The sequence below is a fragment of the Myxococcus sp. CA005 genome, from assembly GCF_006518205.1.
GTDB lineage: Bacteria > Myxococcota > Myxococcia > Myxococcales > Myxococcaceae > Myxococcus > Myxococcus xanthus.
This window is the reverse complement of the sequence record NZ_SRLV01000059.1, coordinates 1-14,878: the sequence shown is the minus strand read 5'-3', so window position 1 is coordinate 14,878 and position 14,878 is coordinate 1. Positions and strand designations below refer to the sequence as shown.

The window sequence follows — 14,878 nt, the reverse complement described above, 5'->3', positions numbered from 1 at the left end:
CGTGCATGCGCCGGGCGGCCTCTCGCATTTCCGCCGCCAATCCCTGCTGCTCCCCGGCGTCCGGCGCATTACCTTTGCGGCCGTATATTCGCCGTCATCACGTCCAGGAGCAGATTGTGTCAGAGAGCCAAGTCCCCGACGCCGCCCGCCTCGTCACCTGCCCACCGGCCGAATTCACGCGTGCCGGTGAGGAGGCCATGGCCGCCGCCCGAGCGGGAATCGCCCAGCTCAAGGCCCTCCGCCCCCCCTACGTCACGCGCGAGGTGCTGGAGATCTACGACGAGGCCACGGCAGCGCTCGACGATGCGGGAGCCCGCGCCAGCGTCGCCCGCCATGCGCACCCGGACGCCGCCATGCGCGAGGCCGCCGAGGCCGCCGAGCAGGCCCTGGAGACGCTCAGCAACGACATCCGCATGGACCGGGGCGTCTATGACGTGCTGGCCGCGCTGGACTTGTCCGGCGAGGACGCCGCCACGAGGAAGTGGATGGAGAAGGTGCGGCGGGAGTTCCGCCGCGCGGGCGTGGACCGGGATGACGCCACCCGCGCTCGGGTGAAGGCGCTCCAGGAGGAGCTGGTCCGCATCGGTCAGGAGTTCAGTCGCAACATCCGCCAGGACACGCGCACGGAGGCGCTGTCTCCGTCCGCGCTGGAGGGCCTGCCCGACGACTACGTGCGCGCCCATCCGCCCGGGCCGGACGGCAAGGTGCGCATCACCACGGACTACCCGGACATCGTCCCCTTCATGACGTACTCGCGGGATGCCCAGGCCCGCGAGCAGATGTGGCGCGTGTTCCGCCAGCGCGGCCACCCCGCCAACGCGGACGTCCTGCAGCGCATGGTGTCCCGCCGGAACGAGCTGGCCACGCTGCTGGGCTACCGGAACTGGGCGGCCTACGCGACCGAGGACAAGATGATTCGGGACGAGGGGGCCGCCTCGGACTTCATCGAGAAGATCGCCGCCGCGTCCGGTGCGCGCATGGAGCGCGACTACGCCACGCTGCTGGAGCGCAAGCGCCGTGACGTCCCTGGCGCCGAGCGCGTCAATCCGTGGGACCAGGCGTACCTGGAGGACCGCGTGAAGGCGGAGCAGTACGCCTTCGACTCGCAGGTGGTGCGGCCCTACTACGAGTACACGCGCGTGAAGCAGGGCGTGCTCGACCTGACGGCGCGCCTGTTTGGCGTCACCTACCGCCGCGTCGCGGACGCGCCGGTGTGGCACCCGGACGTGGAGGCCTACGACGTGTTCGAGGGCGCCACGCTGCGTGGGCGCTTCTACCTGGACATGCACCCGCGCGACGACAAGTACAAGCACGCGGCCCAGTTCACGCTGACCAGCGGGAAGTCGGGACGGAGGCTGCCGGAAGGGGTGCTGGTCTGCAACTTCCCCCGTCCTGGCGCGGAGCCCGCGCTGCTCCAGCACAGCGACGTGGAGACCTTCTTCCACGAGTTCGGCCACCTGCTGCACCACATCTTCGGCGGCCACACGCGCTGGGCGGGCGTGTCCGGCGTGCGCACGGAGTGGGACTTCGTGGAGGCGCCGTCGCAGATGCTGGAGGAATGGGCGCGTGACACCGCCAGCCTCCAGACGTTCGCGAAGCACTACCAGACGAACGAGCCCATCCCCGCGGATGTGGTGGAGCGCATGCGCCGCGCGGAGGAGTTCGGCAAGGGCCTGTGGGTGCGCCAGCAGATGTTCTACGCGGCGCTCAGCCTGGAGCTGTACCGGCGCAAGCCGGAGGGCGTGGACGCGGTGACGCTCGTGCGCGAGCTTCAGGGGAAGTTCACGCCCTTCCCGTACGTGGAGGGCACCTACTTCCACCTCTCCTTCGGCCACCTCGACGGGTACTCGTCCAACTACTACACGTACATGTGGTCGCTCGTCATCGCGAAGGACCTGTTCACGGTGTTCCAGCAGAAGGGGATGCTGTCCCCGGAGCCCGCCCAGGCCTACCGGCGCGCGGTGCTGGAGCCGGGTGGTTCCGACGACGCGGCCCGGTTGGTGAATGCCTTCCTGGGGCGCGACTACGACTTCCGCGCCTATGAGGAGTGGCTCAATCAGGCGGCGTGACGTCCCGTCCGCGTTTCAGTTGCGCCCCCACTGCCGGGGGCGCGTGAAGCGGAAGAGGCCACTGGCCTCTTCCTGGGCGATGACGTCCGCCTCGGTGCCGAAGTAGCGGGCGCGCACCTCCTGGAGGCGGGCCTCCAGCGCATCGCCGGAGAGCGTCCGTGCCAGGGTCGCGCGCTCCGCCATGTACCGGAGCCCCGCTTCCCAGCGGGCATCCCGTGTCTGGTCCAGCGCGTCCCATCGCCGCAGCGCTTCGTCATTCAGCCCCATCTCCTGGCGCACGGCCCACAGGCTGCGCGCGCGTTCGGCCGGTGTCATGCCCGTCAGCTCACGTTGGACGGAGGGCAGCGCCAGGAAGCGATTCATCGTCTCCTGCGAATGCCGGGAGAGCTGCGCTGGTGCCCCGTCTCCGTAGACCTCTCCCAGCCGCGCCTTGTAGGCAGACAGCTTCTCCGAGAGGGGCAGGTCCTGCCTCGCATCAATCACCTGGAGCGCGTCCACCAGCGCGTGGTGCTTCAGCTCCGAAGCCCAGAGGCGTTGCGCCGTCTCCTTCCCGAAGAGGCGGTTGCGCGCGTCCCAAACGGCGGCACGGCGCTGCTTCGAGTCCAACCCTCGCAGGTAGGCGTCGTTGTCCTTTACCCACTTCTCGTAGTCCAGACGGTCGCGCAGCAGGGTGGCCAGCGCTTCGTACTGGCCGGGAAAGGCTCTGCGGAGGAATGTCTGGAGTTCTTCTCTCCACCGGTCCGGTGAGCGCGTCTGGAAATACCGCATGAGCTGCTCCAGCATCCGGAGCTGGACGGACGGTTCGTGCAGGCGCGAGCCAAAGCGCTCGAGCAGCGAGAGGCGCAGCACCTCCAACTCCAAGGCCAGGGACTCTGCCGCCGGGGCTGCTGCGTTGACGGCGCCGGGCATGGGCGGACGGCTCGCCGGGGCCCCCACGAGCGTTGGACCGCTGCGGCCCTGGGAGCTCACGGGGCCAGGGGCGGGGGGCGCGCCAGCAGTCTGTCCCACGGGGAGAATCCGCCATCCCAAGAGCAGCCCCAGGATGGCCGCACTCGCTCCCAGCACCCGGTTGGCTTGCAATCTCATGCCGCCAGGTCCTCGGACGTGACGACTCCAATGCCAATCACCCTCCAGTCCCTTGAGCGGAGCTGGAAGCCTCGGATGTCCGCTGAAGCGCAGCGGACGCCGCGGATGTTTTCCGTGTAACGAAGGTGATGGGCGAATTCGTGAGTGTTTGTGTTCTGATTTGGATTGTTCTCCGGGAAGACACCATGAAGTAGGCGATGACCTTGTTTGCCAGCGTTTCGCTCGGATTCCTCGTCAGCGCGTGCGGCGGAGCGGAGCTGGAGGATGCCGACGGCTCGACGCTGACCACGGCGGCGCAGGCCATCTGTGAGGGCTACATCCCTGGCGCCATCTGCTCTGTGGGAGTTCGCAGGTGGCGTCGACTGGGGCAATTGCCAGGATGTGGCGAACACCATCTGCGAGCGCACGGCCTACGGCGCGTGCTGGAACTGGAGCTACTGAGCCCGTCCCGGCCTGACCTCAAGGCCTCCCACGTCGCACCAGGGGCAGCCCGGCCTGGGCATACGTCCGCTTCTCGCGCAGACGTCCTGCTTCCCAGTGCAGGACGTCCAGCCCGTACCAGCCGAAGTGCTGGCCGTACATCAGCCGGTACATGAGCTGGCGCGGGCCGCGGCGCGCGGACACCTCGTGCTGACAGCGCCAGCGCAACACCACCTTGCCCGCGGGCGCATCCACCACCATGTCCTCGGTAAGGAATCGGATGCGCCCGAAGTCACCGCGAAACTGCGCGGCGAAGGCCTCGCGCACCTGCGCGAGGCCCCGGCACAGCTTTCCGTCGTACGTCTCGTACATCGCGTCCGGCGTGAAGTACGCCATCACCGCATCGAGGTCGTCGCGGTTGAAGGCGTCGGTGAATGCCCGCACCACGTCCTCCAGCGCCCTCCGGTCGGCGTCGTCACCGGCCGGGAGGGAAGGGGATGCGGGCCCTGTGCTCACGGATCCACCGGCGTCTGCTGGATGCGCCAGATCTCCTCGGCGTACTGCTTGATGGTCCGGTCCGAGGAGAAGATGCCGCCGCGCGCCACGTTGATGATGCACTTGCGCGCCCAGCCGTCCGCGTCCTTGTAGGCGTGCGCGACGTCCTCTTGCTTCGCCATGTACGACGGGAAGTCCGCCAGCATGAGGTAGCGGTCCTCCTCGAGGAGGCTGTCCACCAGCGGCTTGAAGAGGTGCTTGTCCTCCGGCGAGAAGAAGCCGGTGGAAATCAGGTCCAGCGCCTCGCGCAGCTCCTGGTGCTGGTTGTACTCGTCGCGCGGGCGGTAGCCCTCGCGCTTGCGAGCAATCACCTCGTCCGCCGTGAGGCCGAAGAGGAAGAAGTTCTCGTCGCCCACCGCGTCGCGAATCTCCACGTTGGCGCCGTCCAGCGTGCCCAGCGTCAGCGCGCCGTTGAGCATCAGCTTCATGTTGCCGGTGCCGGACGCCTCCATGCCCGCGGTGGAGATCTGCTCGGACACGTCCGCGGCGGGGATGATGCGCTCGGCCAGGCTCACCCGGTAGTTGGGGGCGAACACGACCTGCAGGCCCGTGGTGCCCGCGTCGCTGTTCACCACCTCGGCGATGCCGTTGATGAGCCGGATGGTCAGTTTCGCCAGGTGGTAGCCCGGCGCCGCCTTGGCGCCGAAGATGAACGCCCGCGGGTGGATGATGGTGGACGGATCCCTGCGCGCCTTCATCCACAGCGCCACGATGTGCAGCGCGTTGAGGAGCTGGCGCTTGTACTCGTGCAGGCGCTTGATCTGCACGTCGAAGATGGCGTCCGGATTGAGCTGCACCCAGCGCAAGTCACGGATGTGCCGGGCCAGGTCTTCCTTGTTGGCGCGCTTCACCTCACGGAAGGCCTTGCGGAACTCCGGGTCCTCCGCGTGCGCCTCCAGCTTCGTCAGCTTGTCCAGGTCCGTGACCCAGCCCTCGCCGATGCGGGACGTAATCAGCTTGGACAGGCGGGGGTTGCACCATGCCAGCCAGCGGCGCGGCGTCACGCCGTTCGTCTTGTTGTTGAACCGCTCCGGGTTCATGGACGCGAAGTCCGTCAGCACGTCCCGGCGCAGCAGGTCGGTGTGCAGCGCGGCCACGCCGTTGACGCTGTGGCTGCCGACGACGGCGAGGTGGGCCATGCGAATCTTCTTCTCGGCCCCTTCCTCCACCAGGCTCATCCGCTGCATCTTCTCCTGGTCGTACGGGTAGCGAATCTGCACCTGCCGCAGGAAGCGCGAGTTGATTTCGTAGATGATTTCCAGGTGGCGGGGCAGCAGCCGCTCGAAGAGCGTCGCCGGCCACTTCTCCATCGCCTCGGCCAGCAGCGTGTGGTTGGTGTAGCCGAACGTCTCCTGGGTAATCGTCCACGCCTCGTCCCAGAGCAGGCGCTTCTCGTCCACCAGCACGCGCATCAGCTCCGCCACGCCAATGGCCGGGTGCGTGTCGTTGAGCTGGATGGCTGCCTTGCGGGAGAAGTCCTTGAAGTCCGTGTGGTTCTTCAGATAGCGCCGGACGATGTCCGCGATGGAGCACGCGACGAAGAAGTACTGCTGCTTGAGCCGCAGCTCCTTGCCGGCCTGGAACGCGTCGTTGGGGTAGAGGACCTTGGAGATGACCTCCGAGTCGTTCTTCTCCACCACCGAGCGCTCGTAGTCGCCCGCGTTGAACAGCAGCAGGTCGAACTCCTCGGAGGCGCGCGCCTGCCACAGCCGCAGCGTGTTGACGGTGTTGTTGTGGTAGCCGGCGATGGGCGTGTCATACGGAACGCCCACCACCGTCTTGCCGCCCACCCAGCGCGCCACGGGACGGCCATCCGGGCCCTGGTGGTGCTCCACGCGCCCGAAGAAGCGCACCGGCACCGCCTTCTCCGGCCGGACGATTTCCCACGGGTTGCCGAACTTGAGCCACTCGTCGGCGCGCTCCACCTGGTACCCGTCGACGATGTCCTGCGTGAAGATGCCGAACTCGTAGCGGATGCCGTACCCCATGCCGGGGTAGGCCAGTGTGGCCAGCGACTCCATGAAACACGCGGCCAGGCGGCCCAGGCCGCCGTTGCCCAGGCCCGCGTCCGGCTCCATCTCCAGCAGGTTGGTGAGGTCAACTCCCACCTCCTGCATCGACTCGGAGGCCGCTTCGTACATCCCCAGGTTCAGCAGGTTGTTGCCCAGGGCCCGACCCAGCAGGTACTCGGCGGACAGGTAATAGGCGCGCTTGACGTCCTTTTCGTAATACGTGCGCGACGTCTTCACCCACCGGTCTGCCAGCCTGTCACGCACCGCGAGCGACAGCGCCATGAAGCGGTCATGGGGGGTGGACGACTCGTAGTTCTTTCCGCGCGAATAGCGGACGTGGTCGAGGAAGGAACGGCGCAAGCTGGCCGCGTCGTGCCCGAGCCCGCTGTCGTCAGTCGTGGCCGGCTGGGCGGGGCGGGGCGGCTGGGAGGCGGAGGCAGGAGGGGCCATGGCGCTGGGTATCTCTGGACGGAGTTGCTGCGGGTTCATGGTTTCGCGGGCACCGGGGTTTCCCGGGTTCGCGAAGGTGCATCAGGCTAGCGCAGCCGTGTCTCGCATCGCACCGGTAAAGCGCGTCCCGGCCCTTGGGGACAGCTCACCTGGAAGGGCGGCGGACTGCCTGCCGGTGGATGGCGCGCCAACCCGGAGACGGATTGATGTAGAGATCCATCCGCCATGGGCTTTCCGCAGAACGACCTCGAACAACGGTTGGCCGTCATCCGTCCCGACGACACGGTGCGCGGGCTCGTCTTCAACGCGGTGTTCAACCTGACAGAGAAGAAGCTGGGTGTGGAGGCGGCCACTCGCCTGCGTGAGCCCTTCTTCAAGCGCTCCCCGGTGGACTTCTTCTCCTACCCGGCCATTGATGCCCTGCGCCTCTTGTACGCGACGTCGGAAGCGCTCACGCCCGTCTACGGCTCCATGGAGGACGCGGTGCGGGCCTGCGGGGCCGCGGCCGTCACGCACTTCTTCCAGTCCACGGTGGGGCAGACGCTCAACCGGCTCATCGGCAAGGGCGACCCCAAGCGGCTCCTCTCCCACGCACCCACCGCGTACTCGACGCTGGTGAGCTACGGCCGGCGCGAATTCGCCGTGCTGGGAGACAAGCAGGTGCGCCTGGCCTTCCACGGGGACATGCAGCCGGTGCAGTACCACGAGGGCGTCTTGAAGGAGGCCCTGAGCGTCGTCGGCTGCAAGAGCCGGGTGGTGGGCACGCCTCGCGGCGTGACGGGCGCTGACTACGTCATCACCTGGGAGTAGACCCGCGGCGCGCGTCCCACGGAGGGGCCGCGCACCGCGTCACAGCGTCACGGCATCGCTGCGGCCTGCCCGGCGACGGCGGCCACGGACACCGCCTCCATCTGCCCCGTCAGCTCCTGCGCCTTGGCGAGGAAGTCCGGCAGCAGCTCCTTGGGCAGTGGGTCCGCGCGGGGGAACTGCTGGTTGAGCGGGTTGGTGTACTGGCCGTTGCGCTTGAGCCCGAAGTGCAGGTGCGGCCCGGTGGAGCGGCCTGTGTTGCCGGAGTAGGCGATGACCTGCTTCTGCCGCACGCGGGCGCCCGCGCGGACGCCTTCGCCGAAGCGCGACAGGTGCATGTACTGCGTCTCGAAGCCGTTGGCGTGGCGGATGACCACCATGTTGCCGGCGGCGCCCGCGTAGCCCGCCTGCGTCACCGTGCCGTCGGCCACCGCCCACACGGGGGTGCCGATGGGGGTGCCGTAGTCCACGCCATTGTGGGCCTTGAGGTACTTGAGCACCGGGTGGAAGCGCGAGCCGAAGCGGCTGGTGACGTTGGCGTACTTCAGGGGCGTCTTGAGGAAGGTCTTCTTCGCGCTGGCGCCCTCCTCGTTGAAGTAGTTGGGCTGCCCGTCCGGGAGCACGTAGCGGTACACCTTCTTATTGCCCACGAGGCCGCCCGCGTACGTCGCCGCCAGCACGTCGCCGTAGCGCAGCAGGCGGCCCTTGGAGACGAACTTCTCCACCAGCGCGCGCGCCGTGTCGCCCTTGCGCACGTCACGGTAGAAGTCGATGTCCCAGGCGAACACGTCCGCCAGCACCATGCCGATGGCCGGGTCCTCGCCGGCGGCCACCGCCGCCTCGTACAGCGACGACTGGATTTCCAGCGCCACCACGGCGACCTGCTTCTCCACCTCGATGGCGCGCTTGCTGCCCACGTACTTCTCGCCGTCGCGGCGGACCTGCCACTCGTCCACCATGCTCTGGCGGTAGTCGAAGAAGTCCAGCTCCCCGTCGCGGATGACGAGCCGCAACTGGTCGCCCACGCGCGACTTGCGGAAGTCGAACACGCCCTCCAGCGCGGAGATGACGGCGGCCACCTGCGCGTCCGGGAGTTGCGCGTCGTGCAGCGCCTGCGCGAGCGTCTGGCGCGGCTCGATACGGCGGTTCTTGATGACGTGACGGACCGCGGCTTCGGACGTCGAAGCCAGCAGCGCGGCGGCCAGGCAGAGCAGGGGAGCGATTCTCATGGGGCGGCGGCCGAGTGTAGTGGACACCCTGGCGCTCGCCCAGCGAAGGGCCGGGAAATTTCCGGGCTCGGCTGCCTGGCTGCTTGAAGCCACCGAGGAGCGCCTGGCCCGGCCTCCCTTCGCCCCCAGCGGGAGACGCTGCCCACCCGGTGTCCTCAGGGCCTCCGGCGCATCGACGAGGCCCGTGTCCGCGGACCCGCGCTACTTCGAACAGGCGATGCCGTCGGTGAATCTTTGGCGCACCGCCCGGGGCGGGCACGGCTGCTCAGAGTTCCACCTTCCGCTCGGAGTGGCTCTGCCCGTCGAAGCGGAGAATGACGCCCTTGTTGTCGTACCGCGTGAGGATGTTGACGGGCCGGCGCCACAGGGACTGGAGGTTGCGCAGCGTCTCGCGGGCGTAGTCGCCCTTGAGGTCCTGTCCGTCGTGGCGGTGCGCCAGCAGCAGTTCGCTGCGGTTCTCGAAGTTGCCGTCCACCACCTCGATGATGGGCTGGCCGAAGTTGGTGAGTCCCTGGAGGAGCTTGTTCTTCACCTTCTTGAACTCGCGGTCGAGGATCTCCCACGAGTTGCGCTTGTCGTTGAAGCCGTACACGAAGAGCTTCTGCTCCATCGCGAACTCGGGCGTCAGGAACGTGTCGATGAAGGTGATGTCGTTGTAGTGCTTGCGGACCTCGAAGATCTTCTCGCGGCCGGCGCCCAGCTTCTTGTCCCAGGCGCGGCGCGCGCGCAAATCATCGCACTCGTCCCACTCCTTGCCGAAGCGGCCCTTGTTCCACCGCTCCTCGATGTCGCGCCACAGCTCGATGCCGAGCTTGTACGGGTTGATGGCGCCAGGGCGGGTCCCCATGGTGCCGGAGTGGTGGTCCGCGTAGTCGATGATTTCGTCGTCCTTGAGGGCCCGGCGCGTCATGATGGTGGAGTGCCAGTAGCTGGCCCACCCCTCGTTCATGATCTTCGTCTGGCCCTGGGGCGCGAAGTAGTAGGCCTCGTCGCGCAGAATCGCGAGGATGTCCGCCTCCCACGGTTCCAGCGGCGCCTCTTCCAGCAGGAAGAGCAGCACGTCGCGCTGCGGGCGCTCGGGGAACTTCTTGGCGCGCTGCTTCTCGTCCTCCACCTTCTTGCGCTGTGAGTCGAGGAACTCGGACGGGTTGATGTAGCCGCGCATGTATTCGCGGTCCACCTTGAAGCCCTCCACGCGCTCGTTGGCCTTGAGCTCGTCCTCGGCCTTCTTCGGGTCCGGGTTGCGCCGGATGTGCGGCGCGTGCTGGTCGATGAGGTTCTCCAGGCTCAGCGTCCGGTCGATGAAGTCCTCGACCTTCTCCACGCCAATCTTGTCCACCCAGCGCCTCACCCGCGTGGCGTGGTTGGCCATCTCATCAATCATCCGGCGGTTGGTGTGCCGGAAGGAGAAGTTGTTCTTGAAGAAGTCGCAGTGACCGTAGACGTGGGCCATGACGAGCTTCTGGTCCACCTCTGGGTTGCTCTCCATCAAGTAGGCGTAGCAAGGGTCGTTGTTGATGACGAGCTCGTAGATTTTACTCAGCCCGTACTCGTAGCCCTTGGCGAGCTGCTCGTACTCCATGCCCCAGCGCCAGTGGGGATAGCGGGTGGGAAAGCCGCCGTAGGCGGCCACCATGTTCATCTCGTCGTAGGACACCATCTCAAAGTGGGTGTCGAAGAAATCCAGGCCGAACTCCTTGGCGTAGCCATGGATTTCGTCGCGGAGCGAGGCGAGGCGAGGGGGGAGGCTCTTGGGCATCGGGCAGTCGCTCCGGTGGGGAAGGACCGCTGAAGTCAGCGGCCCTTGCCGAGGAAGTCCTTGATGGACGCATAGATGGCGTCCTTGTCCGCGATTTCGCTCAGCGCGACGTTGGGCGTGTCCCCCACCGCCTCGCGCAAATCCTTGATGAACTGGCCGCTGCCGTAGGGCGACTCCACCTGGCCGTAGGCGAACTGGTTGACGTTGGGCAGCACGTCGTTGCGCAGCATTTCAATGCACTGCCGCGTGTCGTCCGCGCTCCAGTTGTCCCCGTCGCTGAAGTGGAACGGGTAGATGTTCCACGCGCTCTTCGGGTAGTCCGCCAGGATGATGTCCCGGCAGAGCTTGTAGGCGCTGGAGATCATCGTCCCGCCGGATTCGCGGGTGTGGAAGAACGTGTCGCGGTCCACCTCGCGCGCCACCGCGTCGTGGATGATGTAGCGCGCCTCCAGGCCCTTGTATTGGTGGCGCAGCCACGTATCGAGCCAGAAGCTCTCGATGCGGACGATCTCCTTCTGCTCGTCACCCATGGAGCCGGACACGTCCATCATGTAGATGATGACCGCGTTCGTTTCGGGCAGGTCCTGGAGCTTGTAGCTGCGGTAGCGGCGGTCCTCGCGCGTGGGGATGATGACGGGCCGCGCCGGGTCATACGTGCCAGCGGCAATCTGCCGCCGCAGGGCCTGCTTGAAGGTCCGCTTGAAGTGCCGCAGCGACTCCGGGCCGGTGGTGTTGACGCCGGTGTAGCGGATCTTCTGGGTGATGATGCGCTCGTTCTGCCGCCGCTCGATGTTGGGCAGCTGCAGCTCCTCGCCCAGAATCTGGGCGAGCTCGTCGAGCGTGACGTCCACCTCCATGGCGTGGTCGCCTTCGCCCTGGCCGGCCTGCTTGCCCTCGCCGGGCTCCACCGCCCCGGGGCCGAGCTGTTGGCCGACGTCGCCGTCACCCTGCCCGACGCCCCCCTGTTCCTTGTGTCCGTACTTGAAGCGGGGGATGTCGATGAAGGGGATGGGGATGGAGATGGCGTCCTTCCCCTTCTTCCCAATCATCTCGCCCTTCTGCACGTACTTGCGCAGGTTGGCTTTGATCTTCCCCCGGACGATCTGTTTGAAGCGGGAGTGGTCCTGGTGGATCTTCAAGGTCACGACGGCTCGCCCCTCTCTGGTGTTACTCCTTCGCGTCGCCGCGGGCGAAGATGCTGGCCACGAAGTTCAGCACGTCCGTGGAGCAGATCTCGCAGTAGCCGTAGTTCTTCATCATCCGGTCCTTCACCAGGTCGATCTTCTCCTGCGTCTCCTTGTCGACGACGGAGGACACCAGGTTCTTGAGCTTGATGCTGTCCTTCTGGTCCTCGAACAGCTTCAGCTCCAGCGACTTGTGGAGCCGCTCGTTGGTCCGGTAGTTGAAGGTCTTCCCCTCCACCGCGAGCGCGCCGATGTAGTTCATGATTTCGCGGCGGAAGTCGTCCTTGCGGGTATCGGGGATGTCGATCTTCTCCTCGATGGACCGCATCAGCCGCTCATCGGGCTCCTCGTAGAGGCCGGTGTACTTGTTCTTGACCTTCTCCTTCTGGGTGTAGGCCTTGATGTTGTCGATGTAGTTGCCGCACAGCTTGGCGATGGCGTCCTCGTCTGCGGAGATGGCGCGCTGGACCTCGTTCTTGACGATGTCCTCGTACTCCTGCTTCACGGACGTGAGCAGCTCCTTCATCCCCTTGCGCGTGTCCTCGTTGTTGATGAGGGAGTGCGTCTTGAGGCCGGCCTCCAGCTCGTTGAGGACCATGAAGGGGTTGATGCAGCCCTCGCCCTTGTCGCTCACCAGGGCGTTGGAGATCTTGTCCTGGATGTAGCGCGGGGAGATGCCTTCCAGGCCCTCGCGGTTGCTCTCCTTGCGCAGCTCCTTGATGTTGTCCTCGGTGAAGTTCGGGAGCGTCTTGCCGTTGTAGAGCTTGAGCTTCTGGAGCAGCGACAGGTTGTGCTTCTTGGGCTCCTCCAGGCGCGTGAGCACGGCCCACATGGCGGCCATCTCCAGCGTGTGCGGAGCGATGTGCTTGCCCTTGATGGCACGGGAGTTGAAGTCCTTCTCGTAGATCTTCACCTCTTCGGACAGCTTGGTGATGTACGGGACGTCAATCTTCACCGTGCGATCTCTCAGGGCCTCCATGAACTCGTTGTTCTCGAGCTTCTTGTACTCGGGCTCGTTGGTGTGGCCGAGGATGACCTCGTCGATGTCCGTCTGCGGGAACTTCTTCGGCTTGATTTTGTGCTCCTGCGACGCGCCGAGCAGGTCGTAGAGGAACGCGACGTCCAGCTTAAGCACCTCGACGAACTCGATGATGCCGCGGTTGGCGATGTTGAATTCGCCGTCGAAGTTGAAGGCGCGCGGGTCGGAGTCGGAGCCGTACTCGGCGATCTTCCGGTAGTTGATGTCACCGGTGAGCTCAGTGGAGTCCTGGTTCTTCTCGTCCTTGGGCTGGAAGGTGCCGATGCCCACGCGGTCCTTCTCGCTGAAGACGAGCCGGTTGACGCGGATGTGGCTCATGACCTTGGCGAAGTCGCCCTGGTACTGCGTCATCAGGTCCTTGAAGACGAAGCGGCAGGCGGGGCACAGCTCGGAGCCATCCGGAATGGTGTAGCCGGACTCGGGCGCAGACAGCTCGGCGTAGATCTTGGAACGCCACTCCCGGGGGATGAGGTTGAGCGGCTCCTCGTTCATCGGGCACTTCATCTTCTCCTTCACCGGGGCGCCGTCCGAGCCCTTCTTGTCGGTGAGCCAGGAGAAGGTGTACGCGGCGCCCTCCGGCGTCTTGGAGTAGTCCTCGGTGCCCTTCTTCAGCAGGCGCGCGATGGTGGACTTGGACGAGCCCACGGGGCCGTGGAGGAGGATGACGCGCTTCTCGGTGCCGTAGCCCTGGGCGGCGGACTTGAAGACGTTGACCAGCTTCATGAGCGGGACATCGAGCCCGAAGATGGCGTCACGGCCGCCGAACTTCTCGTCACTGAAGAAGTGGTAGCGGATGAGCTTCTTCTTGTTGTCGATGTACTCCGTCTTTCCGTGGCTGAGGATCATGTCGTAGATCCTCTGGAAGGCGGTGCGGGTGACCTTGGGGTTCTGCCGGACGATTTCGAGGTACTCCTCGAACGAGCCTTCCCAGTTGAGCTCCGCGTAGGTCTTCACGTCCTGCAGCGCGGCGATTCTGGAGACCCACGAACCCTTCTCAGCGTCCTTCATGTCTCTCCCTCGGAGCCACCCGGGGACGCGGAAAGCCGCGCCGACAGGGGGGCCAAAATGGTCAACCTGGAGGGCATGACTGCCATTCCACACCCACCCCGACGAGGTCCCAGGCACGACAGCCCTGCTGCCCCTTCGGGACCCCGCCGCGGAGTGGGACCGCGCGTTACGCTCGTGTCAGGGGTGGAACACCCGAAGGCGCACCCCCTCCACGGGGTGAAAAGGCATCTTGATTATAAGGGCCCTCGCCCACGGGGGTAGGCGCACACCGGCTGCACGAAGGGTAGTGAACGCCTGAACGGTCATTTCCCCGGCGCCCGGCAGCAGCAATGCTCGTGTGGGTTGTGGGGCAGCGTGCCCTTTCACTCCACATGTCGGCGCGGAGCCTTCACGGACGAGGCTGGCGTCGCATGCATGAAAGCAGGCGAGCGGTTGTGCGGGATGGGCGTCGGGTACCGAGTGAGTGTTGTGCGCCGGACGCGCGTCCCGCGAGGTGACAAGGGGATGATTCGCCGCTCACGTCACGGCGAGGCGCGACGGACATCGGCGCATGCCATGCCAGGTATCGGGCATGCGGGAATGGGCCCGTGGTCCAGGCGCTCGTCGCCACCAGGCATGCCGGGTGAGACATCAGGGCGTGTAGGAAGGCGACCTGTGGCTCGAAAAGGTGCCGCTAGAGGCCGGATGGGACCTCAAGGCTGGCGGGCAGGCGGCTTGTCCCCCGCATTCAAGCTCATCGCATGAGACATCAAGGCCTGCGGAAAGTGGCTCGTCGCAGGCGCGCTTTGCTGTGAATGAAACGCGACACGGCGCATCCGCGTCTGGCGCGGCGCAGCCCATGCTTCACTCGAAGGGTCTCTCATTCTGGACGGCTCGGGGGCGTGCACGAGAGGAAGACCTCTGAGCATGGCGTATGCAGTGGGGCATGGCGCCTGTCCTTCCTTGGAGCCTCCTGGTGCCCGTCCTCCTGCTCGTCGCAACCTGTCTTCTTGGCGCATGGGGCCAGGCAACAGTCCCTCATGCGGAGGGAGACGTGGTGGCGACGGCACTGCTCGATGCAGGGCGCTCACCTCGCCGCGCGCTGCGGCTGGAGCAGCGGCGAGGGTGGGGCCAGGGCATGGTGGTGTCGGTCTCACCCGAGGTTGAGACGGTGCTGGGCGTGGGGGCCGGCCGCGAGCTGCGAACGGAGTATGGCCCCGAGGTCGCGGTGCCGCTCTACGTGGAATGGCAGGCGGGGGCGGGGAGGGGACAGGCTCGTTA

The 14,878-nt window shown here is 66.3% G+C and carries 9 protein-coding genes and 1 pseudogene; 3 read left to right on the top strand and 7 right to left on the bottom strand.

The window, feature by feature from the left end; translation table 11 throughout:
- Nucleotides 1–116 precede the first annotated feature (116 nt).
- Complete coding sequence (locus tag FMQ63_RS24095; RefSeq protein WP_026113792.1) at nucleotides 117–2,069, top strand: M3 family metallopeptidase; 1,953 nt, start codon at nucleotides 117–119, stop codon at nucleotides 2,067–2,069.
- A 15-nt stretch (nucleotides 2,070–2,084) separates the two neighbouring features.
- On the opposite strand, the gene FMQ63_RS24090 is transcribed toward FMQ63_RS24095, so the two are convergent.
- From FMQ63_RS24090 to FMQ63_RS24080, 3 genes are all read right to left on the bottom strand, one after another.
- Complete coding sequence (locus FMQ63_RS24090; protein ID WP_011555786.1) at nucleotides 2,085–3,155, bottom strand: lipase secretion chaperone; 1,071 nt, start codon at nucleotides 3,153–3,155, stop codon at nucleotides 2,085–2,087.
- Nucleotides 3,156–3,614: 459 nt separating this feature from the next.
- Nucleotides 3,615–4,091: a nuclear transport factor 2 family protein gene (locus FMQ63_RS24085; RefSeq protein WP_011555783.1), complete on the bottom strand. Its 477-nt coding sequence runs from the start codon at nucleotides 4,089–4,091 to the stop codon at nucleotides 3,615–3,617.
- A complete protein-coding gene (locus FMQ63_RS24080; protein WP_011555782.1) occupies nucleotides 4,088–6,592 on the bottom strand; it encodes a glycogen/starch/alpha-glucan phosphorylase in 2,505 nt (834 codons plus the stop codon). Before FMQ63_RS24080 ends, FMQ63_RS24085 begins: the two co-directional genes overlap by 4 nt.
- Nucleotides 6,593–6,817: 225 nt before the next feature.
- Here FMQ63_RS24080 and FMQ63_RS24075 point away from each other — a divergent pair, with 225 nt between their 5' ends.
- Nucleotides 6,818–7,402: a DUF2378 family protein gene (locus FMQ63_RS24075; protein WP_011555781.1), complete on the top strand. Its 585-nt coding sequence runs from the start codon at nucleotides 6,818–6,820 to the stop codon at nucleotides 7,400–7,402.
- A gap of 47 nt (nucleotides 7,403–7,449) precedes the next feature.
- Here FMQ63_RS24075 and FMQ63_RS24070 read toward each other — a convergent pair whose 3' ends face one another.
- From FMQ63_RS24070 to FMQ63_RS24055, 4 genes are all read right to left on the bottom strand, one after another.
- Nucleotides 7,450–8,628, bottom strand: coding sequence for a M23 family metallopeptidase (locus tag FMQ63_RS24070; protein ID WP_141591412.1), 1,179 nt, complete (start codon nucleotides 8,626–8,628; stop codon nucleotides 7,450–7,452).
- A gap of 265 nt (nucleotides 8,629–8,893) precedes the next feature.
- On the bottom strand, nucleotides 8,894–10,387 hold the full coding sequence (locus tag FMQ63_RS24065; RefSeq protein WP_011555779.1) for a SpoVR family protein: 1,494 nt from the start codon (nucleotides 10,385–10,387) through the stop codon (nucleotides 8,894–8,896).
- A 35-nt stretch (nucleotides 10,388–10,422) separates the two neighbouring features.
- Nucleotides 10,423–11,532: a DUF444 family protein gene (locus FMQ63_RS24060; RefSeq protein ID WP_011555778.1), complete on the bottom strand. Its 1,110-nt coding sequence runs from the start codon at nucleotides 11,530–11,532 to the stop codon at nucleotides 10,423–10,425.
- Between the two features lie 22 nt (nucleotides 11,533–11,554).
- Nucleotides 11,555–13,618, bottom strand: coding sequence for a PrkA family serine protein kinase (locus FMQ63_RS24055; RefSeq protein ID WP_011555777.1), 2,064 nt, complete (start codon nucleotides 13,616–13,618; stop codon nucleotides 11,555–11,557).
- A gap of 1,033 nt (nucleotides 13,619–14,651) precedes the next feature.
- On the opposite strand from FMQ63_RS24055, the pseudogene FMQ63_RS24050 reads away from it, so the two are divergent.
- Nucleotides 14,652–14,878: pseudogene (locus tag FMQ63_RS24050) on the top strand (hypothetical protein); the annotation flags it as partial.